General features: G+C 44.0%; 21 protein-coding genes. 6 read left to right on the forward strand and 15 right to left on the reverse strand.

Going from position 1 to position 24,378, the window contains the following annotated elements; all coding sequences use genetic code 11:
- The first annotated feature begins 10 nt into the window (after positions 1-10).
- Complete coding sequence (locus NYE25_RS12420; RefSeq protein WP_081382878.1) at positions 11-877, forward strand: YitT family protein; 867 nt, start codon at positions 11-13, stop codon at positions 875-877.
- Between the two features lie 137 nt (positions 878-1,014).
- A complete protein-coding gene (locus tag NYE25_RS12425; protein WP_341146018.1) occupies positions 1,015-2,106 on the forward strand; it encodes a helix-turn-helix transcriptional regulator in 1,092 nt (363 codons plus the stop codon).
- 729 nt (positions 2,107-2,835) lie between these two features.
- Here NYE25_RS12425 and NYE25_RS12430 read toward each other — a convergent pair.
- The 4 genes from NYE25_RS12430 to NYE25_RS12445 form a co-directional block, all read right to left on the reverse strand.
- Complete coding sequence (locus tag NYE25_RS12430; RefSeq protein ID WP_341146019.1) at positions 2,836-4,089, reverse strand: aspartate kinase; 1,254 nt, start codon at positions 4,087-4,089, stop codon at positions 2,836-2,838.
- A gap of 300 nt (positions 4,090-4,389) precedes the next feature.
- Positions 4,390-4,947 carry an elongation factor P gene (gene efp / locus NYE25_RS12435; RefSeq protein ID WP_042190473.1) on the reverse strand — a complete coding sequence of 186 codons (558 nt, stop codon included), beginning with the start codon at positions 4,945-4,947 and terminating at the stop codon, positions 4,390-4,392.
- 47 nt (positions 4,948-4,994) lie between these two features.
- A complete protein-coding gene (locus tag NYE25_RS12440) occupies positions 4,995-6,065 on the reverse strand; it encodes a M24 family metallopeptidase (protein ID WP_341052566.1) in 1,071 nt (356 codons plus the stop codon).
- Positions 6,066-6,139: 74 nt separating this feature from the next.
- Positions 6,140-6,631, reverse strand: coding sequence for a YqhR family membrane protein (locus NYE25_RS12445; protein WP_076284474.1), 492 nt, complete (start codon positions 6,629-6,631; stop codon positions 6,140-6,142).
- A 207-nt stretch (positions 6,632-6,838) separates the two neighbouring features.
- Here NYE25_RS12445 and NYE25_RS12450 point away from each other — a divergent pair, with 207 nt between their 5' ends.
- Positions 6,839-7,786, forward strand: a complete 948-nt coding sequence (locus NYE25_RS12450; RefSeq protein ID WP_445667176.1) for a DUF1385 domain-containing protein — start codon at positions 6,839-6,841, stop codon at positions 7,784-7,786.
- 7 nt (positions 7,787-7,793) lie between these two features.
- On the forward strand, positions 7,794-8,135 hold the full coding sequence (locus tag NYE25_RS12455) for a hypothetical protein (protein ID WP_042190481.1): 342 nt from the start codon (positions 7,794-7,796) through the stop codon (positions 8,133-8,135).
- An 83-nt stretch (positions 8,136-8,218) separates the two neighbouring features.
- Here NYE25_RS12455 and NYE25_RS12460 read toward each other — a convergent pair whose 3' ends face one another.
- The 3 genes from NYE25_RS12460 to mntR form a co-directional block, all read right to left on the reverse strand.
- Complete coding sequence (locus NYE25_RS12460; protein WP_076300853.1) at positions 8,219-9,148, reverse strand: patatin-like phospholipase family protein; 930 nt, start codon at positions 9,146-9,148, stop codon at positions 8,219-8,221.
- A gap of 91 nt (positions 9,149-9,239) precedes the next feature.
- Entirely contained in the window at positions 9,240-10,880 is a 1,641-nt protein-coding gene (locus NYE25_RS12465) for a family 10 glycosylhydrolase (protein ID WP_341146021.1), read from the reverse strand.
- Between the two features lie 304 nt (positions 10,881-11,184).
- Complete coding sequence (gene mntR / locus NYE25_RS12470) at positions 11,185-11,610, reverse strand: transcriptional regulator MntR (RefSeq protein WP_042190488.1); 426 nt, start codon at positions 11,608-11,610, stop codon at positions 11,185-11,187.
- Positions 11,611-11,804: 194 nt separating this feature from the next.
- Here mntR and splB point away from each other — a divergent pair, with 194 nt between their 5' ends.
- Positions 11,805-12,881 carry a spore photoproduct lyase gene (gene splB / locus NYE25_RS12475; RefSeq protein ID WP_339242876.1) on the forward strand — a complete coding sequence of 359 codons (1,077 nt, stop codon included), beginning with the start codon at positions 11,805-11,807 and terminating at the stop codon, positions 12,879-12,881.
- Here the strand turns inward: splB and NYE25_RS12480 are convergent.
- The 8 genes from NYE25_RS12480 to NYE25_RS12515 all read right to left on the reverse strand — a co-directional run bounded on the left by NYE25_RS12480 (position 12,878) and on the right by NYE25_RS12515 (position 22,254).
- Entirely contained in the window at positions 12,878-13,591 is a 714-nt protein-coding gene (locus tag NYE25_RS12480; RefSeq protein ID WP_042129852.1) for a cytochrome c biogenesis CcdA family protein, read from the reverse strand. The genes splB and NYE25_RS12480 overlap by 4 nt on opposite strands.
- A 63-nt stretch (positions 13,592-13,654) precedes the next feature.
- Positions 13,655-14,458: a metal ABC transporter permease gene (locus NYE25_RS12485; protein WP_042194307.1), complete on the reverse strand. Its 804-nt coding sequence runs from the start codon at positions 14,456-14,458 to the stop codon at positions 13,655-13,657.
- A 230-nt stretch (positions 14,459-14,688) separates the two neighbouring features.
- Positions 14,689-15,438: a metal ABC transporter ATP-binding protein gene (locus tag NYE25_RS12490; protein WP_042190495.1), complete on the reverse strand. Its 750-nt coding sequence runs from the start codon at positions 15,436-15,438 to the stop codon at positions 14,689-14,691.
- A gap of 34 nt (positions 15,439-15,472) precedes the next feature.
- Positions 15,473-16,471, reverse strand: a complete 999-nt coding sequence (locus tag NYE25_RS12495) for a metal ABC transporter solute-binding protein, Zn/Mn family (RefSeq protein WP_341146022.1) — start codon at positions 16,469-16,471, stop codon at positions 15,473-15,475.
- A 211-nt stretch (positions 16,472-16,682) separates the two neighbouring features.
- Positions 16,683-18,695 (reverse strand): methionine--tRNA ligase, encoded by a 2,013-nt coding sequence (gene metG / locus NYE25_RS12500; RefSeq protein ID WP_341146023.1) that lies wholly within the window; start codon positions 18,693-18,695, stop codon positions 16,683-16,685.
- A gap of 350 nt (positions 18,696-19,045) precedes the next feature.
- Positions 19,046-19,309, reverse strand: coding sequence for a membrane protein insertion efficiency factor YidD (yidD, locus tag NYE25_RS12505; RefSeq protein WP_042190501.1), 264 nt, complete (start codon positions 19,307-19,309; stop codon positions 19,046-19,048).
- A gap of 2 nt (positions 19,310-19,311) precedes the next feature.
- The gene (locus tag NYE25_RS12510) at positions 19,312-19,773 is read right to left on the reverse strand and encodes a Fur family transcriptional regulator (RefSeq protein WP_042190503.1); all 462 of its coding nucleotides are present in this window, start codon (positions 19,771-19,773) and stop codon (positions 19,312-19,314) included.
- A 228-nt stretch (positions 19,774-20,001) separates the two neighbouring features.
- A complete protein-coding gene (locus tag NYE25_RS12515) occupies positions 20,002-22,254 on the reverse strand; it encodes a copper amine oxidase N-terminal domain-containing protein (protein ID WP_042190505.1) in 2,253 nt (750 codons plus the stop codon).
- 350 nt (positions 22,255-22,604) lie between these two features.
- Here NYE25_RS12515 and NYE25_RS12520 point away from each other — a divergent pair, with 350 nt between their 5' ends.
- Positions 22,605-24,374 carry a sensor histidine kinase gene (locus tag NYE25_RS12520; protein WP_341059958.1) on the forward strand — a complete coding sequence of 590 codons (1,770 nt, stop codon included), beginning with the start codon at positions 22,605-22,607 and terminating at the stop codon, positions 24,372-24,374.
- Positions 24,375-24,378 lie beyond the last annotated feature (4 nt).

The following is a 24,378-nucleotide window of genomic DNA, read 5'->3' on the forward strand; positions in this document are numbered from 1 at the left end:
GATTTGTGTCATGCAAGTTCGAAGTTACGGGTTACCGCAAAACATGCGGACCGTAGTCAGACCACTCAAGGAAGTAGCTATCATTATTTTTTCAGCCTTTTTAATTGCAAGCGGGATGCGATTGTTTCTAATTCCTCATCAGCTTCTGAGCGGTGGGGTAGCAGGGGTGGCTTCGGTCGTCGGTTATTTAACGGATCCGAAGTACATTTCTAAGCTTTATTTTGTAATAAACCTTCCTTTAATTGTCTGGGGATTTATTGCAGTGGGGAAAAAGTACATCTTACTAAGCTTGCTTTCCGTCGTGGCCACCACCTGGTTCATTACCATTATTCCTGAGGTGCAAATGACCAAGGACCCCATTCTTGCAAGTATTTTCGGCGGAGTAATTATTGCTGGGGGCGTTGGTTTTTCTCTCCGTACTGGGGGCTCTTCTGGGGGATTTGATATATTAGGCTCGATTATTTCACGTAAACGGGATATTCCCATGGGGAATATCATGTTCTTAATGGATGGATTAGTTATTCTGAGTTTAGGCTTCTTTAAAAGCTGGGATTCCGCCTTATACGCTATGCTCTGTATTTTTGTAAAGAGTAGAGTAGTCGATATGATCCATATTCGCCATGTGAAGCTGACCTGCTTTATCGTTACCAAAGAACGGGAGATGATGCTGACCCGTCTCAGAGAGTTACCTCATGGCATCACTGTCGTCAATGCAGAGGGTGGATACAGTCATGAGGGAAATACCATGCTAATGACAGTAACGACTCGGTATGAACTTGCAAATCTGCGGAGAACTATTCTTGAGGCAGACCCAAGCTCCTTCGTCAATGTTGTGGAGACTGTAGAGATTCAGGGCCGGTTCAAACGATTAGGATAAATTCAGGGATCTACCTCCCTTGCTGTTATATAAATGAAAAGGAACGCTGCATTCTGAAGCAGGACCCGGCCATAGGTCCACTTTCCAAAAAACTTCAAATGTATGAAGTTCCCATTGCCAGAGGCACTTCCTACAGCATGATGCTGCTGAGGATAGACACAACAGAAGGCGAGTACGATCAGAGTGATGAGACACTCATTGAATATGCACTGACTAACATTGCTGCTGAGCTGTTCGGCCCCCGTATGGCGTTATGGCATTGTACAGATATGCACGGATTTATCGTCTGCTTGCTGTCAGATAAGTCCCTTCCAAATACGATTGAATCAACAAAGATAAGCGAAGAAGAGGAACTAGATGTCTGGATTGAAACACAGGCCTTTCAGCTCCAACGTGCGGCTAAATCCTACTTAAAGGTAGGCGTATCCGTTCTAACGAGTAAAAGAGGCCAATTTCCGCAAGATATCCGGACCATGTATCAGTCCTCACTGGCGAGTTTCAGGCATTTCATCGGAAGGGATACCGAATTGTTCATTTCACTAGCCAAGGAACCAAACCGCGGTGAAATGCAGCAGCTAAATGAGCTCTACCTAACACCGACTCTCGAATTGCTGCTGGAAATGGGCCAATGGGAAGCAGCCAACGATAAGCTGGCAGCAATCCTGAAAGAGCTGGAAGAAGAATGGCGAGACTCACAGGAGCATATCCTTGAAGCTTATTTTGCCATTGCCTCCTCCATTTCTTCACTTATTCATCGCACAAAAAAATGGCTGGCTGACACGATCGGTGAAGATTTCTACACCGTTACTAGCGGGCAGCCTATGCAAACAGTCGATGAGCTACGCAACTGGAGTGAACGGGTCATCGCCAGCTACCGATGCTCGGTTAGCAGTGTGGAGAAGGATTCCCGAAACTCCATTATCCGCAAGGTACAGGATTACATCGCGCAGAACCCTGGTACAGCTTCACTACAGACTATATCTTCAAGCGTATATCTGAATCCTTCATATCTCTCGAAGATTTACAAACTTGAAACTGGTGAAGGAATCAGTGAATATACGCTTCGTATTCGTATGGAGAATGCAATTCTCTTGCTAGAGCAGTCGCCTGAAAAAATCTATGAAATTTCTACCTTGCTTGGCTATCAAAAACCTAGCTATTTCATTCATCTATTCAAGAAGCATTATGGCATAACACCGCAGGAATACCGCAACAAACTCGGTTTGTAAGTCTAAACAAGAAAAACGCCTGACGTCGTCCTTGGAGGTAGAGTTACAAGCTGAGTACATCCGTAATTCCATACTCGTATCCATATACACTTTCGTAGTGAGGTTCCGCTTACGGACCGAATGGCTTTATTTCGATGAAATGAGCACATATATTAGGGACGGACCGTATTGCACTTAATCCCTAATAACAAGCCCCTTCCCGGGTGATCCGGGGCGAATAACAGCGCTGACTCATTTACGTTACCGGCGGCACATTGTATTCGGTTTTTCGCATACATTTGGCTCGTTTACGTTACCGGCGGCACATTGTATTCGGTTTTTCGCATACATTTGGCTTGTTTACGTTACCGGCGGCACATTGTATTCGATTTTTCGCATACATTTGGCTCATTTACGTTACTGGCGGCACATTTGTATTCGATTTTTCGCATACAATTGGCACATTTACGTTACCGGCGGCACATTGTATTCGGTTTTTCGCATACATTTGTCCGTAGGCTCGACTAAAACATGTATTTCGGAGGATATAAGGTCCACTCGGTTTTTAGAATCTGACGGATGAATCCTCGTTTATTTCATGTCTCCTGCTTCTTCACGTTCACCCCTCCTTCCTTTTTCTTCGGAGTTATCCACATTTTTTTGTATTGTATAATTTCCTAAACAATAAAAAAAAGGGATGCCCGCAGCCATTTGGCTGTAAGGCATCCCTCTTTGTTTACTCAGCAGCTCTTATCGGCGATCTTTAGGACCTCCGACGAAAGCCTGCTCTGTTGTATCGAGATTGTAGGCGGTATGAAGCGCCTGTATGATTGATGGCAAATTGCCTGATTCAATGACGCAAGATACTTTGATTTCAGAAGTGCTGACCATCTTGATGCTTACACCCTCTTGGGAGAGTACATCAAACATTTGAGCCGCTACCCCTGGATGGCTGACCATACCAGCACCAACGATGGATACCTTCACCAGGTTATCCTCGGAGGTAACTTCACGATAAGGCAAAGTTTTATGAATTTCTTTAATAACTTCCTTCGCCCGATCCAGCTCATCAAGAGAAACTGTAAATGAGAAGTCAGCCTGCTCATTCTGTACACCACTTTGTACGATGATATCTACGTTAACGCCCTCTTCAGCAAGCTTGCCGAAGACCTGAGCGAGTACACCTGGTACATCAGGAACTCCAAGAATACTGACACGTGCTACATTCTTATCAAATGCAATACCACTAACTACGATTCCCTGCTCCATGCTTGTTTCCTCCTTCACAACGGTACCTTCATTATGATTAAAGCTCGATCTAACGACCAGCTTAACTTGATGACGCTTAGCATACTCCACTGCACGTGGATGTAATACAGCTGCTCCCAGATTGGCAAGCTCCAGCATTTCATCGTAAGAGATTTCCTTCAGCTTACGTGCCGTCTTCACGATACGTGGGTCTGTGGAGTAGATACCATCTACATCGGTATAGATCTCGCATACGTCTGCTTGAATAGCAGCAGCCAATGCTACGGCTGTAGTGTCCGAACCACCGCGGCCTAATGTGGTGATCTCACCGTCCATAGTCATTCCCTGAAAGCCTGCAACGATCACGATCTGTTCACGCTTCAAAGACGCTAATACACGACGCGGGTCAATTTCATTGATACGAGCTCTGCCGTGAGTTTCGTCTGTTCGGAATCCAGCCTGCCATCCTGTATAAGAAACTGCATTCCGCCCGATCCCATGCAGGGCAATGGACAATAGAGCGACGGAGATTTGTTCACCTGTCGTCATCAACATATCCATTTCACGTGCGGGCGGCTGCCCGTTTAGTTGCTTCGCCGTATCGATCAAATCATCTGTTGTATCCCCCATTGCAGATACAACCACAACGCAGCGATGTCCCTCATCTTGCTTGTCTGCGATGCGCTTGGCGACGCGTTTCATTCGTTCAGTGTCGCCGACGGAGCTGCCTCCGAATTTCATAACATAAAGTGACAAAGTCCCATTCACTCCCCATATCGGTCTATGTAGTTGCTTCTAATCGGTTTCCCGCTTTAAATCAGTATAATACGAAAACAGTGCCTTGCGTTAATGGTTTCATAAAAATTTATTAAATTTCCACGCTGTGAAAAAAAAGATAAAGTCAGCATCTGCCCTTCAGCTGTGCTTATTTTACTCAAGTTCCAGTATTTTAATGTAGGGTTCCATAGCATCTTTATCCGTTACTGTTCATAAAAAAACCTCCACCGTATAAACGGGGAGGCTCTTCTGGTAATATCTAGGTTATTGTTCTGTTTCCTACGCGCGGGAGATATATTTACCTTCACGAGTATCAACCAGCAAGATGTCTTCTTCGTTGATGAACAATGGAACCTGAACACTATGTCCGGTTTCAAGCTTGGCCGATTTCGTAGCACCTTGAGCCGTGTTTCCTTTAACGCCAGGCTCAGTTTCAACAACCTTCAACTCTACGCTGGTAGGAAGGTTGATCCCAAGAATCTCACCTTTGTAACTAACGATGTTTACAGTCATGTTCTCTTTAAGGAAATTCAATTCCCATTCCAATTGCTTTTCGGACAATTCGAATTGGTCATAAGTTTCGTTATCCATGAAAACGTGGTCCGATCCACTGGCATAGAGATATTGTACACCACGGTTTTCGATAATAGCACGGCCAATCGTTTCACCTGCACGGAATGTACGCTCTACTGTATTACCGTTACGCAAGTTCTTAAGCTTGGAACGAACAAATGCTGCGCCTTTACCTGGCTTAACGTGTTGGAAATCAATAACGGTAAAAATATCTCCCTCTACCTCTACGGTCAAACCTGTTTTAAAATCATTTACTGAAATCACTAAAAATCCCTCCAAAATTTATAATCAATCTAATACATCACACTTACTTACAGTACTGTATATTCTTTAGACGAATGGGTCAGCAGTGATATTCCGCTCTCCGTGATCACAATGTCGTCTTCAATACGTACTCCGCCAATTCCCGGCAAATAAATGCCAGGCTCCACAGTTACGACCATCCCCGGCTGCATAACATCGTCGCTAAGTTTGGACAAACGCGGCCACTCATGAACTTCCATTCCAAGTCCATGGCCTGTGCTGTGTCCAAATTGTTCACCATATCCGTAGCTAGCAATGATATCACGTGCCAAGGCATCACATTCCCGTCCAGTCATACCCGGCTTGATATGTGCTAAAGTATGTAGCTGAGCTTCCAGCACAATATCATAGATCTCTTTCAGCTTCGGATCCGGTGCTCCGAGTGCGATGGTTCTTGTCACATCTGAGCAATAGCCATCAAGTAATGCACCGAAATCAAGGGTAATGAATTCATTGCCTTGAATTACACGGCTGCTTGCTACGCCGTGTGGCATGGACGAACGTTCACCTGAAGCAACAATCGTATCAAACGATGAAGAAGTTGCACCATGGGTACGCATATAAAATTCCATTTCCAAATCAACATCGCGCTCAGTCATGCCCGGCTTGATCACGTTCAGAATATGACTGAATGTAGCATCGGCCAGATCTGCTGCACGTTGCATAACGGCAAGCTCTTCCTCATCCTTGAACATACGAAGGTCTTCCACAGCTTTGGAAATTGGAACTAACACTGCCGGCTTAAGTGCTTCTGCATATGAGGTGTACGCGCTGAATGAAACATCATCCTGTTCGAAACCGATACGTACCTCTTTACCAGAAGGCAGAAGCTCGCGAACTGTATCAATGAACTTAGTTGTATGTTCTACAACTTTAACCCCCATTGCTTGGTCCGCGGCCTGTGTCATATACCTGAAGTCAGTCAGCAGATAACAATCATCACTTGTCACCAGTACATAACCGGACGATCCGGTAAATCCACTTAAATAGCGGCGGTTATAACCGCTAGTTATCAACATTGCATCCAATCCTTGATCCTGCAAAACCTTACGCAGCTTGGAGACACGCTTGTTACCCATTTTCATTCTCCTCTCGAAATAGCCACATTGTATTTTAACATAGGGATATCCCCTTGAGAAGTTTTTTCGCGCCGTTAGGCAAGCGCTGTACTTTGCTCACGCTTCCGTTCGTCCGTATACTCGATCGCTGCTGTATATCCAATGAACATTCCCCATAGCAGAAAAATGCAGAACTCACTAATGACAGTGTTCCACGGCAGCTTGAATGGGGGCTGCATAAGAAACATCTGCGAGCCGGGAATAAATATAATCGCCCACCATAAAACGCCGTAGACCAGGCCTGGCCAAGGTCCCTTCAGCTTACGGAGAAGCAAGACATATAGCATGGAGGCGATGACCGAAAATACAATAAACATCATATATCCCACGAAATGTCCAAATGCTGTTGTCAAAAACGCATGCCTGAAAAAAGGCTCTGCGATAAAGCCAGGGCTTACTTTGGTAAAACTGAACCAATAGACTAGCCAATGAAGCCCACCCCAAATTAATCCTGCAAAAAAACCTAATTCGAGTGCAAAAAGCCAAATATTTGTATGCCCCGATTGTTGTTGATGAGATTTGCTCATGAAATTGCCTCGCTTTCTTTATTTTCAATGCCGATTTATCTCTCGTTCTCTCTAGAAGATAGTATGTACAGCAAAAGGCGATCCAACTAGTAATGTCTTCAAAAATTAGTTACAATGTATTATATAAATCATATTAAATACGAGAAGGTGAATTGGTTGTCCCAGGAAACTCCCAGTTACGGCGGCCAAGCCGTCATTGAAGGCGTCATGTTCGGCGGTAAGCATATCAATGTAACAGCCGTGCGACGCAAGAATCAGGAAATCACATTTTTAGAAGTACCCAAAAGCGATAAGAGCTGGGTCACGAAACTGCGCAAGATTCCGCTGCTTCGCGGCCTTGTCAGTATAATAGATGCCAGCGCTAAAGGCTCTAAGCACTTGAACTATTCAGCCGAATCCTACGCTGAAGATGAATTGGAACCGGAAGATATCGAGAAGGAAAAAGCGAAGCCGAAGAAAAAGGATGAGGGCTGGAGCCTTGGAATGATTTTCGGGGTTGCTGTAATGGGTATTCTCTCCTTCTTGTTCGGAAAGCTCATTTTTACGCTTGTTCCGGTATTTGTAGAGGATTTTTTATTTAAAAATGTATTTGATAACTACGTACTGCACAACCTCATAGAAGGCGGCATCAAAATGATTCTCTTGCTGGTCTATTTATGGGCGATTTCTCAAACACCTGTGATCAAGCGACTGTTCCAGTATCACGGCGCCGAACATAAAGTCATCAGCGCTTTTGAAGCAGGCGAAGAACTGACTGTTCAGAACGTTCAGAAATACAGCCGTCTGCATTACCGCTGTGGAAGTAGCTTTATGATGCTGACGATTATCCTCGGTGTGATCATTTACTCCGTAGTCCCATGGGATAATCTTTGGGAACGAGTGATCCAGCGGATAATCTTGTTGCCAGTCGTAATTGGTGTATCGTTCGAAGTTCTAAAGGGAACCAATGCGGTAAGAGAAGTACCAGGGCTTAAATATCTGGGTTACCCTGGATTGTGGCTGCAACTCCTTACAACCAAAGAGCCAAAAGACGATCAGGTAGAAGTATCTATTGCCTCTTTTAACCGTATGCGTGAGCTTGATGCTGCGATTGAAGCAAGAGGATATTCGGAGGCAAGTTTGTCAGGCGGCATATTGGATCCTGCGAAAGGATGAGTGATCTATGATCAGGCATGCTTTAATTTTTTGGATTACGGTTACGCTTGCGATTTTCGGTTTTGTGATTGGAGTCTTGACCGAGCCCTTCTTTACGCTGTCGAAGCTGATTCTCCCCCTAGTACTGTTAGCAATCATTTATTATGCTTACAAAAAAATGGGACCAGGCAAATACGCTCGTAGCAGCAGTGGATCTAAGGTTAAAGTGAAGCCTTCCCAGAAGACCATGTCAAAGGTAGCAGGAATTCGCAAGACTCAAGCTGCACCAGGCAAACGCAAAAGCTATCCTTTCCAAGTGATCGAAGGAAGTAAAGGGAAAAATGATGATCAGCTTCCGAAGTATCACTAACTTCATAAGAACTCCAAAAAGCATCTCCACGTTTTTAGTAACGTGCGGGATGCTTTTTTCTCATATGGATATTATCATGTTCGTTATCTTGGTCGCCACTCCTTAAAGAAATCTTCTCCTGCTTTGAGTCCAGCAGCATACATTTCATCGCTTTGCGCTTTTGTAATTTCAAATTGAGTCGTTCCAATCCCAAGCGTAGGAATTTTTACCGTACGAACAAATTTATCCCCTTCAATAAACTTCTCATCATGAGCAGAGAGCATGGTGGTTACCAGAGCTTGGAGCATACTGAATGGCCCTCTAATTTTATGCGGCTGTGGATCGGTCTTACCTACCGATTGATAACCTACCGTAGGAATTCTGCTCCCAGGTTGTTTGCTCCCATTATTCTTGCCGTCAAATAGCCACAAAGGGAAATTACTCAAGAGCCCACCATCTACAACATACACAAACTGCTCGGCAAAGGATTTCCCTCTTGCTGCCTGCCCGTTTAGTCTTAACATCACAGGATCAAAAAAATAAGGAATGCTGCAGCTCATTCGCACTGCCTTGGCCACTTCAAAATGCTCCGCAGAAATCCCATACTGCTCCAAGCCATCTGGCAAGACCAATATCCTTCCATTTGTGATATCGGATGCGATGATAGATAATTTACCGGGAGGCAGATCACGGAAGGTGATGATCCCCTTTTTTAGTAATAATGCTCTTATCCAGGACTCCAAGGCTTCCCCAGAATATAATCCTTTCTTCAATAACACTCGCAGCGCAGGACCAACGATAGCCGTATTATAAATGGGACCTCGCTTCAGAAACGATGAAAAGGATGTCCCTTGTATTATCCGACACATTTCCTCCCCTTCATAGCCCGCTGCTAGTAAAGTGGCTACAATCGAACCTGAGGAGGTTCCTGCTACCCTTTTAAAAGTCCAGCCTGCCCTTTCTGTAGCTTCAACTGCTCCCGCAAGAGAAATCCCCTTTACGCCTCCTCCTTCAAATACTGCGTTAATCTCCATACACAAAAATCCCCCGTTTCCCATAGATTCTATTGCTTATCTATGAGCACGGGGGAACATTCATGACTCCTTATGAATAACAACTAAACTATTAGGATTTAAAATAAAAGGTCAGTAAGCTCGACAATCCGAACGGATTGCGGACTACGACGTCATTCGCTCTAAACATAATACTACCTGCAACCTCTTCGTACTTCTCATTATATTTGAGCTGATTAATAATTTGATCTCCACTTTGCCATTCAGCCTTTTGATCACTGGCTCCGACCTTATAACCAGCTAACCCGATGTAGAGTTTAACATTCGTATTCTCGACTTCTTTTACCCACCAATCAACTAACTTATCATAACGAGCTGTGCTAAAGGACAAACTCCAATAAATTTGCGGAGCGACATAATCAATCCAGCCCTGCTTAATCCATGTCCGAACATCCGCATACATGCTGTCATAAGCAGATACCCCTGCAGTCGTGTCCGAACCTGTACTATCATTTTTAATATTTCGCCATACTCCAAAAGGACTGATCCCATAAGAAGCCTTTGGCTTCACCTTATGAATCTGTTCTCCCAACTGACGGACAAATTCATTAATATTATCTCGGCGCCAATCAGCTTTAGAAAGCTTTTTCGTATTATAGGTAGAATAAGCAGCATCATCGGCAAAAGTAACATTTGAAGGATAAAAGTAATCATCCAAATGGACACCATCGATATCGTAACCTTTAACCACTTCCATCACCGTGTCGATGATATGTTGGCGAGCCTCCGGAATACCTGGATTAATGTATTTCTTACCATCGGCATTCACAATCCATTCTGGATGTGCTTTTGCCACATGGTTACTTGCTAACGCTGAGGTGGAAGCATCCGTCGTTGCACGGAATGGGTTGAACCAAGCATGAAACTGCATGCCGCGGAAATGCGCAGCACTGACCATATAGCTTAGAGGATCATATCCCGGATTCTTCCCTTGTGTACCCGTCAATACCTTAGACCAAGGAACTAAAGTCGATGGATACAGACTATCTGCTGAAGGTCTAACCTGAACAAATACAGCATTAAAGCCAACAGCCTTTAGCTTGTCTAACAAATTATCAAACTCCTGTTTTTGTTTCGCTTCATTTCCTGCCGAAGACGTTGAAGGCCAGTCCAGGTTGAATACGGTAGAGATCCAAGCCCCCTTCATCTCCTTACCAGTCGATCCACCAGGGATAGTCGGTAACGTCGGCACTGTTGGTGTCGTCGGTGTCGTAGGTGTCGTTGGTGTTTCTGGATCGACAGATTGTGGTGGTTCAGTGTTGGAGATCAAGGAAATATGCTTATTAACCTGATCCCATAACACCTGCAGTCCCAATTGCTCACTTACAAAACGAATGGGTACCATTACCCGCCCCTGCTTAATCTGCACGGATGTATCCAGCGCTACCGAAGTATCGTTTACCCATGCGTTTTTCAGTCCACTGGTCAGCTTGAGAACCGTATCTCCTTGAGTGATCGTTACAGTCTTACTATTTTGATTCCATACTACGCCGGCATTTAATCCTTTACTGATCACACTTATTGGCACCATCGTTACATTAGACGTTGTGATATACGGAGGCACATCACTAATCAGCGCCTCTCCATCCAGTTCAATCGTAATTTGCACCGCTGCCGCGCGTGCACCAGGAGACCATAAAGGCAGAAACAACATAAGTACTAACAAGCTCAACATCCATTTACGATAATTCATAATTCCTCCCCAAATCTAAAAAATATGTATCCAAAAAATAAGAAAAAACGGATAAATCCTTCAAGCAGATGAGAGAATGCCTCCTTCTAAAAAGGGGGTATCTGTCTCTGCAAAAAATATAAGAAGTACCGAATAAAACTCATACTCTCTTATATTTTTAAAAGGACTGTATCCGTTTTGACGCTAAAAACTGGGAAAGGTTGCACTAAACAAAATAGAAACGGCTATACTATCCACTGATTATGCTCACGAAAGCCTTGCTGCGCATAACTTTTAGGACAGTATCCGTTTCGGGAAAAACATTTCAAGAATCGCTTGTCAGTTCGTTGTGAATCGCATATAAAGTCTGTACACGTTCTTCGTCGCGGCGGAAATATTCTACCAATGTTTCAATACGCGTAATCGAATCCCAACTTAAGTGATGCTCGATTCCTTCAACATCATTATAAATGTATTCCTGCTGTACTCCGATCAATCCGAGGAATTCCTCCAATAGTTGATGACGATCAACCAGACGTTTTCCTACTTTTTTCCCTTTGTTGGTTAGGACAAGCCCACGATATTTCTCATAGATGAGATATTCGTCCTTATCCAGTTTTTGGATCATCTTGGTCACAGAGGAGGGGTGTACTTCCAGTCCCTCGGCAATATCCGAGACCCGCGCATAACCTTTCTCATCTATGAGCTTGTATATGCGCTCCAAATAATCCTCCATGCTGGGTGTTGGCATTAAACTTTACCTCTTTTCTATAATGAGCATGGCGCCGGGCCAAACCTTGCTCTAACAATGATACATGTTTCTAACGCACCTTGGCAAGTCCTTCAAAGGAACTTACAGATGAGTTGCACATGTTTACCATGCTTCTATTGGGGCTGAGTTAGACATAATAAACATACTCGTCATTCAAAAAGGAGCGTGAATTTATGACTATAGTGACGCCAGAGCCCTCTACTGTAAAAAGACCCAGAAAACCTACTGCACTTTTTCTTCCAGAGCTTGTTTTCTTCGAACCGAATGCTTTAAATTACCCTAAAGGTGAAAAAATAATGGAATGGGTAAAGGCTAACAATATCCCATACCGTATGACCACATCACATAATCGTATTATGAATTTCCCTGGTGAAACTGAGGTCGAGCAATATAAAATTGCCAAAAGAACGCTTGTTGTCGGCCTACGCAAAACTTTGAAATTTGACCAATCCAAGCCATCGGCTGATTATGCTATTCCCATTGCCACCGGCTGTATGGGGCACTGCCATTATTGCTATTTGCAGACTACCTTAGGAGCAAAGCCCTACATTCGCGTATATGTAAACACAGGTGACATTATAGATGCTGCCAAAAAATATATTGAGGAGCGCAATCCAGAAATCACCACTTTTGAAGCTGCCTGCACATCAGATCCTTTAGGACTTGAACATATTACCGGTTCTCTGGCAGAACTAATTACATTTATGGCAAAAGAACCCCTTGGCCGTCTGCGCTTTGTGACCAAATACCAACATGTTGAACCACTGCTTGCTTTGGAGCATAACGGACATACCCGAGTTCGCTTCAGCGTCAACGCAGATTATGTAATCAAAAATTTCGAGCCTGCCACCTCCCGCTTTGAGGAGCGTATTGAAGCCGCTGGAAAGGTAGCACGGGCGGGTTATCCACTTGGCTTTATCATTGCTCCAATTATTTGGTATGACGGCTGGCAAGAAGGTTATGCTGAGCTACTGGCCAAGTTAGCCCAGACTCTCCCCCCTGAAGTCGGAAAAGGATTAACCTTCGAAATGATTCAGCATCGATTCACCAAAACCGCTAAGACGGTTATAGAGAAGCGCTACCCCAAATCCAAGCTAGAAATGGACATGGAGAAGCGTAAGAAGAAATGGGGGCGCTGGGGACAAAATAAATATGTCTATCCAGATGAACAACAAACCGCCCTGCGAGAGTTTATCACAGAGCGGATATTCGAACATTTTCCAGAAGCAGGAATTGATTATTTCACTTAAAAAATGAGCCAATCTGGTGTGATTCCCTGTAGCCAAACTGTGATCCGAAACATTTGATCTGTAAAGAGCAGAACGCCCATAAATACCATGAGAACGCCACCAATCTTCATCAGCACATTTGAATATTTAAGGATACGTCTGGCTCCTCCAAGAAAGAAGGCTAAGACAAAGAATGGCAATGCGAACCCGATGCTATAAGCCGTAATTAACGTGAACCACGTGCCAGGCTCACTTGCAGAAAGTGCGATAATCGCAGTCAGAATCGGTCCAATACATGGAGACCAGCCCGCTGAAAAACCGATCCCAAAAATAAAGGATCCCACATAACCCGCCGGCTTCCATTTTAAATCAAGCTTACGTTCGCGAAGTAGAAATTGCGGCTGAAAGATCCCAAGCAAAAATAATCCCATCACAATAATCAAAATCGCCGATAATTGCCGGATCAGATCACGCTGTCCATTAAAAAATTGTCCAAATAGTCCTGCACCAAATCCCAAGGTGTAAAAAACCGCTGAAAAACCTAAAATAAATGCCAATGTATGGGTTATTGTGCGTATACGGACCTCTTTGGTATTGCTGCCTGACTTCAATTGCTGAACGGATAATCCGGTAATATACGATAAATAAGAGGGATAAAGCGGTAAGCAGCAGGGTGATATAAACGATGCTACCCCTGCTGCTAAGGCTATTCCTGCATTGATATTAGACAAGGTAGCGGCTCTCCTTCCAGCATTCGAGTCACTTCAGGGCATACCCTATATTTTATTCGCTGTTTATGCAGGCAAACCCTTTTTACCGATCAAAGTCAACACTAATAGGGATATGAGTAAAAGCACAATGGTTGCACCAGGGGCCAGATTCCAAACTCCTGCAACCACTAATCCGCCTACAACAGCAATTTCCGAAATGATGACGGATAGAATGACTGAGGATTTAAAGCTTCGAGATAACAATAAGCTGATGGCCACAGGAATGGTCAGTAGAGCTGATACTAGCAAAGATCCAACAATTTTAATCGCAGTACTGATTACAAGCGCCGTCAGAATGGTAATCAACATGTTAAGCAGCTTCACTGGGAGTCCGCTGACACTCGCAGCATCCTCTTCAAAGCTAAGTAAGAAGAACTCCTTAAAGAACAGAGATACTACTACTACAACTGCTATCGTTACGATCCCTACTACGATTAAATCGGTATTGTCTAGCGTATAAATGCTACCGAACAAGTAACTCATAACATCTGCATTATAACCTTTTCCTAAAGTGAAAAAGAGTGAGGCTAAAGCCACTCCACCCGACATAATTATGGCTATCGAGAGCTCTGCATAACTCTTATAAGCCTTGCGCAGCTTCTCTATCGCGAAGGAAGCCACCACTGCAAAAATAAGACCTGCTCCCAGCGGGTAAAATCCTGTCAAAAAACCAAGTGCCACACCGGCTATCGTAACATGAGCCAGCGTATCCCCAATCATAGATAAACGTCTGAGCACAAGAAAAACGCCTATAAGCGGCGCTGTAATACCTATCAGAAGACCGCCCGCAAGCGCTCGCTGAAAAAAATCGCTAAATAGAATTTCCAACTTTAACTCTCCTCCGTAGAACAATTGAAACATTTTTAAAAGCTTTTATTAAAATCTTTTTTCGATCCCTCCCAAACCCTCCCTTCCAAGGGAGGGCCCAAAGGGCTCTGCCCTCTGGAACCCGTCAAGTGCAACTGGCGTAGGAGGTGGGGTTACTGAACATATCCGATGCTCTATGTACGCCCCCAATAATCGAGTGTTCCCTTTTACTACCAGAGTTTAACTATGACCTAAGAGAGCGTGTGCTGCAGGTTCTCCTCTGTACAATTCTGCAAATCATGAGAATGACGGGAGAAAAAGTTAATCTTACCGTTCGTTTGCACAGGTTCATTCCCTAAGTAATTCTTAATCATGTCAATATCATGCGACACCATTAGGAATGTCATATGATGATGGGCATGCATATGTGTAATTAATTCAAAGAATCCTGCTTGTGATTCAGCATCAATACCGACTGTAGGCTCATCCAAAATCAGCAGATCCGGATGGTTGATCAACGCACGTGCTAGAAATACACGTTGCTGCTGACCGCCTGACAGCTGGCCTACTCTTTTCTCCGCAATATCCTGTATCCGCATCACTTCAAGTGCATCTTCGCACTGACGATGCTGAGCCTTAGATACTCTTCGAATAAGATTCTTGTTGTTGTACAAACCAGATAGCACTACTTCACGCACCGTTGCTGGAAACAGCGGGTTGAAGGCGTTCTTTTGTGGAACATAACCTATCCGTTCCCAGTCTTTAAACTTGCGGACAGGCGTTCCAAATAGTTTGATTTCACCACTGCTTGCCGGAAGCAAACCGACGATCATCTTCATCAGTGTTGTTTTACCAGCGCCATTAGAACCAATGATACCAAGGAAGTCTCGTTCTCTTACACTATAGTTAAGATTCGAGATCACCTTCTGTTCACCATATGAAAAAGAAAGATCCTGTATATCGATGATATGCTGATGGCAGTCCAAGGATACCGATTGCATGCTTTAGCACCGCCTTTTCCTTATACTTTCCTTTTTATTGTAAAGCCATAATCAGATTTTGCAAATTTTTCTCCATCAAGGTGAAGTAGTTATCCCCGTTCTTTTCTTGCTCCGCAGTAAGACCCTCTACCGGATTAAGAACCATAGTAGACACACCAGCTTCAGCCGCTAACGTCTTAGCCAGTTTATCGGAGACAAGCTCTTCAAAAAAGATGTATTGAATCTTCTCCTCTTTAACCATCTTCGCCAGGTTTACTAAATCCTGTCCACGCGGCTCAGCGTCTGGGGATAATCCCATAATCGCATGCTGCTCAAGCTTATAGTCACGGGCAAGATAGGCAAAAGCTTGGTGCGAAACTACAATTTTGTGGTTAGGCAGCTTGGTAAGCTCCTGTTCAAATTTACTATCCAAAGCCTGTAAACGTTCAGCAAGCTTATTGTAACGCTCTTCATAAGCATCTTTATGCTCAGGGTCCACAGATTGAAGGCTTTCTTTTATATTGCGCGCCATGATGATCGCTGATTTCGGACTTACCCAGGTATGTGGGTCCGTATGAAGGCTATCCTCAGAAGAATGGCTATTATGATCAGCATCATCTTCGTGATGATCCTCTTCGCCGCTTCCCCCATGATCATGTCCGTCATCTTCATCGGTCATTATTAAATCAACACCTTTACTTACTTCAACAGCTTCCACTTTACTGCTGCTATCAAGTCCTTTTAGAAAATTAGGAACCCATCCCTCAAGCCCTGCTCCATTGTACAAGAACAATTGCGCTTTGGAGGTGTTGACAATATCCTGACTGCGTGGTGTCCAATCGTGCGGCTCTACACCAACCGGAAGAAGATTAATGGCATTTATATCATCTCCACCAATTTCCCGAGTAAACTCATAAATAGGATAAAAAGTAGTTACAACATTTACTTTCCCTTCAACTATACTTCCACTGCTCTTTGGTCCACATGCAGTGAGTGTAAATACAAGCACCAATGCAAGTATAAGCAGACTTATTCGTGACTTCAAAGCAACCATTAAATTGATCTCCCTCTCAAATCGTAATCTTTACTATTAGAAGTATAATAGTAATCATTACGATAAGTCAACAATAAATCCTAATAAGATGATTCTGAATTTTATCCCTGCTTATACGTTGAAAAAAGGAATGTTCCCACAGCCTAGCTGGCTGAAGGAGCATTCCCTTTCTTATATAACAATTACATATATAGATTCTACATAACGAGTCTTACTTCACAATAGCTCCATTTGGCATGCTATCTGGAACTGTGGCGATGGTTAACTGGTCACCTTTAGAAGCCGCTAAAATCATCCCTTGGGACAATTCTCCGCGCAGTTTCACTGGCTTCAGGTTCACAATACAAATCACTTTTTGGCCTACCAGCTCTTCCGGTGTGTAAAACTTCGCGATACCAGAAACGACTTGACGCTGCTCATAACCTAGATCCAGCTGCAGCTTCAGCAGCTTGTCGGCTTTCTTCACAGGCTCAGCTGCAATGACCTGAGCTACCCGAAGCTCAGCCTTGGCGAAATCGTCGATGCCGATCTCTTCTTTATGCTCTTCCTCAGGCTCGGATAACGCAGGAGCCGCAGGTGCTGCTTCGGTCGCTTCAGCAGCCGGTTTACCAGCGCCCATGGCTTCGGCGATATAAGCTACCTCTTGCTCCACATCCAGGCGTGGGAAGATCGGATTGCCTTTCACCAGCTTTGTTCCTGCCGGAATCAGACCAAAGGTCTTGCCGCTGTCCCATGTCGTTAATTCACCAACTTCGATGCCAAGCTGTTCCCAAATCTTCGCTGGGGTTTGCGTCAAGAACGGCTGCAGTAGAATGGAAGCGGTGCGAAGACCTTCCACAAGATGTCTCATTACGGAAGCCAACTCAGCTGTTCTGCTCTCATCCTTAGCAAGCACCCAAGGCTGTGTCTCATCAATATATTTATTGGTGCGGCTGATAAAGATCCCGATCGCTGTTAGCGCTACGGAGAACTCCATTTTTTCCATCGCTTCTTCTACTTTGGCATAAGTATTCACTGCCGCAGCTTGAAGCTCACCATCAAATGCTGTTACATTTCCTTCATACGCTGGAAGCTCTCCACCGAAATACTTCTCTACCATCGCACCTGTCCGGTTCAACAGGTTACCAAGGTCATTAGCAAGATCATAGTTAACCCGATCTACAAAGCTTTCCGGTGTGAATGTACCATCCGAACCAAACGGTACTTCCCGTAGCAGGTAATAACGAAGTGCATCCAGGCCGTAACGATCAATTAATGTAACTGGATCTACTACGTTCCCTTTGGATTTTGACATTTTGCCATCCTTCATGAGCAGCCAGCCATGAGCAAATACCTTTTTCGGAAGAGGCTCACCCAGCGCCATTAGAATGATTGGCCAGTAAATCGTATGGAAACGGACGATTTCTTTGCCGACAATATGCACATCAGCAGGCCAGAAATTATCGTACAAACTGCGATCCTCGGAACCGTAACCCAAAGCAGTAATGTAATTTGTCAATGCATCGATCCATACGTACACTACATGCTTTTCATCGCCTTTAACCTTAACACCCCAATCGAAAGTCGTACGGGAAACCGCAAGATCCTCCAGACCAGGCTTGATAAAGTTGTTAATCATTTCGTTTTTACGGGATTCCGGCAAAATAAACTCCGGATTCTCCTCATAAAATTGCAGCAATCGATCTGCATATTTACTCATCCGGAAGAAATAACTCGCTTCCTTCACAAGTTCAACCGGATGACCGCTATCAGGGCTTTTTGCACCAATGATTACGCCATTGTCATCTCGAACGATATCGACCAATTGTGTTTCTGTATAGAAGGTTTCATCCGGAATACTGTACCAGCCTTCATATTCGCCTTTATAGATGTCACCTTGCTTGAGCAGTCGATCAAAAATATCCTGAACAACCTTTTTATGACGTTCTTCCGTTGTACGGATAAAGTCATCATTGGAGATGTCTAGCTTGCGCCATAATTCCTTAATGCCAACAACGATGTCATCAACGAACTGCTGAGGGGTTTTGCCTGCTTCCTCTGCCTTCCGTTCAATCTTTTGACCATGCTCGTCTGTACCTGTAAGATACCTTACATCATAGCCGCGTAGACGTTTGTAGCGGGCCATTGCATCTCCAGCTACGGTAGAATAAGCATGTCCGATATGCAGCTTATCACTCGGATAGTAGATAGGTGTAGTTAAGTAAAAAGTTTTCTTTTCGCTCATTGATTAATCATCCTTTCTTTCATAAAAAGACAAAAAACTCCCGCCCCTTTAATGGGGCGAGAGTATAACTCACGCGATACCACCCAAATTTCCTGTCTCTTCACAGAGATCAGGCTTCGCCAGTTCCCTCTCGGGAACTGTCCATTAACGCTGGAACACGCCGTTATCTTACGTGAACCTCAATTGCAGTTCCCGCTCGAACACAGTTCCTCCCGGACCATATTCAATCTAACGCTCCATACCGGCTTTCAGCTCGTTCCGGCTCTCTGTAATGGGCGTACCGATTTACTCATCCGTTCCTCGGAATTCATACTATTACCTGTGAATATACCCAATGGCAAGGGCTCGTGTCAAGTCGCGCGAGCAGAATCCTTCTTCGTGGGGTGTTCCTCAAGAGGCGGAACCGGATCAAGTCCCCCTGGATTGAAGGGATGGCATCTAGCAATCCGCTTGGCAGCAAGCCATGAACCTTTAAGTGGACCATGGACTTCAATAGCTTCTAGTGCATAGGCAGAGCAGGTTGGATAGAAGCGACAAGTGGCAGGCTTAATCGGGGAAATGTACTTGCGGTACACCCGAATGGGAGCCTGGATCGTTCTACGAAGGGTCGCCATTCTTAGACCCCTTTTTTGCGATTAGCTGCTGCGACTAGTTCTTCTTCCCGGTTCTCTTCACATTCCTTGCAATAACCGAACACCTCAAATTTATGCTTGACTACCCGGAATTGATCAGGTGTATCCGTTAAATTCATCGGGCAGAAATTAATCGGGTAGGTTTTCTCGCATTGAAGGCAGATCATATGATGATGGTGATCCTGATGATTGCAGCTTCCCTTGAATTTCACGCCGTCTTCAAAGACGATTTGTTCAAGTACACCAAGCTCTTCCATTACACGCAGATTGCGGTACACGGTATCAAAGCTAAGTCCGCTATACTTGCGGCCCATATGCTCATAGACATCCTTCGCTGACAAATAACCCTTATTCTCGCCGAATAACTTGGCAAGCGTTTTGCGTTGGTCGGTGATTCGCAGACCTTGCCCCGACATGACCTCTAATATTTGTTCTGTCGACAGCATACGCTCATCTCCCATTACATTTCAGTTCATTTCATTTATGCTTCACTCTCTTAATAATGCCCCAAAATAAATGCCCCGTCAATGAAACAACCAAGTGCATGAGCGTTCATCAGAGTAAAATCATACATTTAAATACAAAAAGTCCAGCTGAGTATTCCTTTGCGGAATATTCAGCCGGACTTTTATTTCAGGTGAATCCCAAATAACTTAAAGGATGGACCTATTTTGTTATTTCTTCGCTGGCAGCGGTGTAACTAGGAAATTCACCGGCAAGTTACTACCAGAAGCTGCTGTGAACAAAATCTCCACCGAGCCGCCATAATCGCCAGTACGATAAATCACACTGTTCATATCAGCACTAGAGAGACTTCCTGAATTCGGCATTTGTACGATTTGACCATTAACCATAACTGGTCCCATGTAATTACCGCCACGTGGATTAAACGTAATCAATGAATTAGGTGCAACACGGTCGAATTTGATTTTGTATAACACACCAAAGTTACCTGCATTGGATGCTTCAGTACCATTCATTGGGTCTACACCGGTCAAATTCAAATCACTCGAATTGTCACCGAGAAGAAGTCTCGCAGGAGTTGTTCCTACTTCGTCGGTAACCGTGATGATGCGTGTAGAATCAGCATAAGTTCCTCGGTTATGCACCCCATCACGATCCAATATTGGAAGTGTAGGAAGTGTAGTTAGAGGATCTTTATTCGCTTCGATCATCATGACATTATATTCAATAGGATAATCGCTAAACAAATCCGCTTGGAGGGATACAATCTCGCCTGGTTTCATTGCAATTTTGTTTAGATCCGTAAGAATCGAGACGCTTTCTCCTGGTTGAAGGACCGTTGTCTTATAATGTTCCCTAGTAATCATAGACTTCCAGTAACGTTCCACAGACATTTTACCAGTGCCTTCTGGAAATGAACTTGGACCGCCAAAGCCTACATACTCTGTTGTAATTGTCGTAGGGTACAGATTGTTATTCTTAGCAATCACATACACCTTCGTTTTAATATTCATATTATTCTTATGGTGGACCAAGAAGCGAGTTCCGCCGAATGATGTTTCTTTATATGTGATACCTTCCGTATTCACTGTTTCTGGACTATTACTGCGAATAAGGTTATATGGCTCAGAAGAAAGATTATAGGCTACCTTCTGCCAAGTTGGAACCATCGATCCGTCGATGTTAAATACGCTACCCGGAGCACCGAATAATCTATAGAAATCTTCTTTACTGTACAAGATTTCATCTGAAATATTGATGGTCTTCTCAAAAGTGCTGATTGCGCCATGTGAATCTTTGACTTGAATAGCGACTGTTGCTGGACCTGGTGTAAAGAAAGCTTCTGCTTTGTTCGTCCAAGTCACTTCAATTGGATCACCGTCTGGGTCGCTGCTTAGATCCGAATAAGTGATCATTTCACCCATCTTGTAAGAATCTTTGTCTGTCGTGAAATTAGCGACTGGCGGTGTATTTGGTTTTAGTACGTTGATGGTCACAGAGTAAGGATCACTCCACTGTCCATTCGCATCCATAACGGAATAGGATACTACATAAAATCCTGGTGTATCATAGATATCTTGCTTATTTCCTTCCCAGCGTTCATCGACAATGGCCGTACCATTCGGTGAAGAGCTGGAAGTTACAAAATTCACAGGATCACCAGCATAAATTTCAGTTGGCACTGTAAAAGAAGCTTTTGGCTTCGTGTTCAGCGTAAGAATTACTCGTTTTTGCACATTATCAACGGTATAAGGAATGCCTAATGCCCCGGTGATGGACGTCAAAGGAACCATGAATGTACCATTAGTTTGGTAAGCTGGACCTTTCATCGTCACATTTTTACCATTAACGGAATAGATCTTACTGTCCGTTTTAAAGCGCATTACGTCGCTTCCTTTGGTAACAATGGTCTCTTTCGTTTTATAATCGTAAATGTATTTCACACCTACGCGTTCTACCATAGCTCGGATCGAAACGTATGAGACGCCATTCTTCACGGCCATTGGCTGATTAGCCAAATACTCAACGCCGTTTTGGTACATTTTGTTGCTGTTCATCATAAGTACAAGCTGATTACTAGCTGCAGCACGAACACCATCCGTTGGTGTAGGTTGTGTAGTGGTTTCAGGTGTTGCACTTGGGAGTGGTGTAGCAGTTGGTGCAGTTGTTGCTGTAGGTTCGGATGTTGTTGTCGGTTCAGTTGTTGTCGTCGGTTCAGCTGTTGCCCCAGGGATTGGAGTTGGAGTTGGTGTAGGTGATACGACTCCCCCTGGTACCTCAGTTGGCATTGGCGGCAATGGGTCAGTAGCTTCTGGCATTACATCCGTCGCAGATGTGGCAGCTGCTCCTACTGCATTGGTATTACCTGAGGTACTATTGACAGATTCAGCAAAAGCCGGCACTGCCGAGGCGGCCTGAGATATGGCCAAAACAGCAACTAACGTTAATTTCTTCAAATCCATGATATGACTCCTCTGCTCCTATTTGTAAATATAAGTAGGTCTCTGTCTTTTTCATACTCCTCTTATATTCCCCGCAAAAACGCAACCGCTCTCAGCGGAGCGGAAGATTGCTTTTTGCCACGTTCGTTATAACAAAACATAGTATTAGACGCATCCGACCGCAAAAAGTTTCATTTTAAAGTAAAGAAAGATTAACCCAGTATTAAAACAAGCAAAAACAACCTTTCATCCGCTACCCGAAAAATATGAGATTATCCATATAAATATGTGTATTTTACAGCAAGGTATATTCGCTTTCATTTGCTTTTGTTACAATGTATGGAAGAATATCTTTTTATGCGGGTGATGACATGTCCAAGAAAATCTCCATCCTCGTTCAATTAATCATGGGTTTCTCACTGATCATTTTCACTATCGTAGCCTTTACGATTTTTTTGTCCTACCGATCGTCATCCCAAGCCGTTCTTAACCGGTCGAACCAATATATTCTGGAGTCCGTCAAACAGCTTCAAGGTAAAATGGACGCTATTCTTCAAGATAACGACAAACTCTCTTCTACGATCATGTTCAGTCCCTTGATTCAAGAAACACTAGGAGACTTAGCAGAATCCCGCACACCTCCTACTGACGCTATGGATATCACCCGCTACATCGATCAACAGACACGTTCCATCAATTATGACATCCAGTTCAAGCTGCTCGGACTTTCAGATAATCAGGTATATACCAATAGCAGCTCCTTAAAAGTAATCTGGGACAGCGAGAGAGAAATCCGCGGCGCCTATTGGTTTCCAGCTATAGCCCAGAATAACGGCCGTATGCTCTGGTTTGGTGTAGATGTATGGCAGAACGGTACGATCCCTGTGGTCATGGGAGCTAGGCAAATTAATGATTGGAATGATTTAAATCGGCTAGGAACCCTATTTCTCGTCCTTCCTGTGGAGGTTATCCATAACGCTGTCAGCCAATTTCATCTTGGTAAGAATGAGAAAATTCAAATTGTTGATTCCTTCAACACCATTGTTTATTCCACCGATCCAGATGAGATAGGTCTGTATATGGATGATAGAATTCTAAGTCAATTCAGTAATCATAAAGCACGAATCATCCCAAATACCATAAACTCCCGCAATATGTTCGTATCCTACGCTTATTCCCCCTACAGCGAGTGGAGCATTTTTGCTTACATTGATTCTAAAGAAGCTGTTAAAGATTTAAATGGCATTCGCAGAAATATTATTTTAATTGGCCTGCTCGGGATGGCCGCAGCGTTATTATTTACCTTCTTTTTCTCGTGGACACTGTCTAAGCCGCTTCGTAATCTCGCAACCAAGCTAAGCAACGTTGAACGCGGAACCACGCTACCGTTTGTAAAAACAACCATGAATAAAGAAATGGCTATCCTATACTCAAGCTATAACTCCATGCTTCAAAACCTAGACCATACGATTGCTGACCTCTCAAGCAAACAAATCAGTGAAAAACAAGCTCAGATCGTAGCTCTTAAAGCACAGTTTCGTCCTCATTTTCTCTACAATACTTTGAACACCATCTATTGGTCACTAGCTAATAAACACATGCGAGAAGAGTCACAGATGGTTATTGCACTAAGCGATTTGCTTCGATACAGCATTGATCGTGGATCGGAATTTGTTACGGTTGAGGAAGATTTACAACAACTAGAAAGGTTCATTTACCTGCAAAAACTACGCTACGAGGACAAACTACAGGTTGATCTGCACGTGAATCCTGAGGTCATGAATAGGCAGCTCATGAAGCTAACCCTTCAGCCCCTTGTAGAGAATGCTATCACGCATGGACTTGAACCTACACTGCGCGAAGTATGGCTTATACGTATTCGGGCCTATAGTGAAGGCAACTCACTTGTGCTAACAGTAGAAGATAACGGAGAAGGCATGAGCGAGGCAAGAATGGCAGAGGCCTTAATCAGCGGCGAGGTTAATCCGGAGAAGCTGCTCCACACGGGTATCGGTCTCTCCAATCTGAATCATCGTATAGAACTAATCTATGGACATGGATTTGGCCTTCATTTATCAACCAGCGAGCTCGGAGGCTTACTCGTAAAAGTCACTGTTCCATTACAGTTCGATCAAGGGTAGGGGG

The organism is Paenibacillus sp. FSL E2-8871 (assembly GCF_038000345.1).
Taxonomy (GTDB): domain Bacteria; phylum Bacillota; class Bacilli; order Paenibacillales; family Paenibacillaceae; genus Paenibacillus_AQ.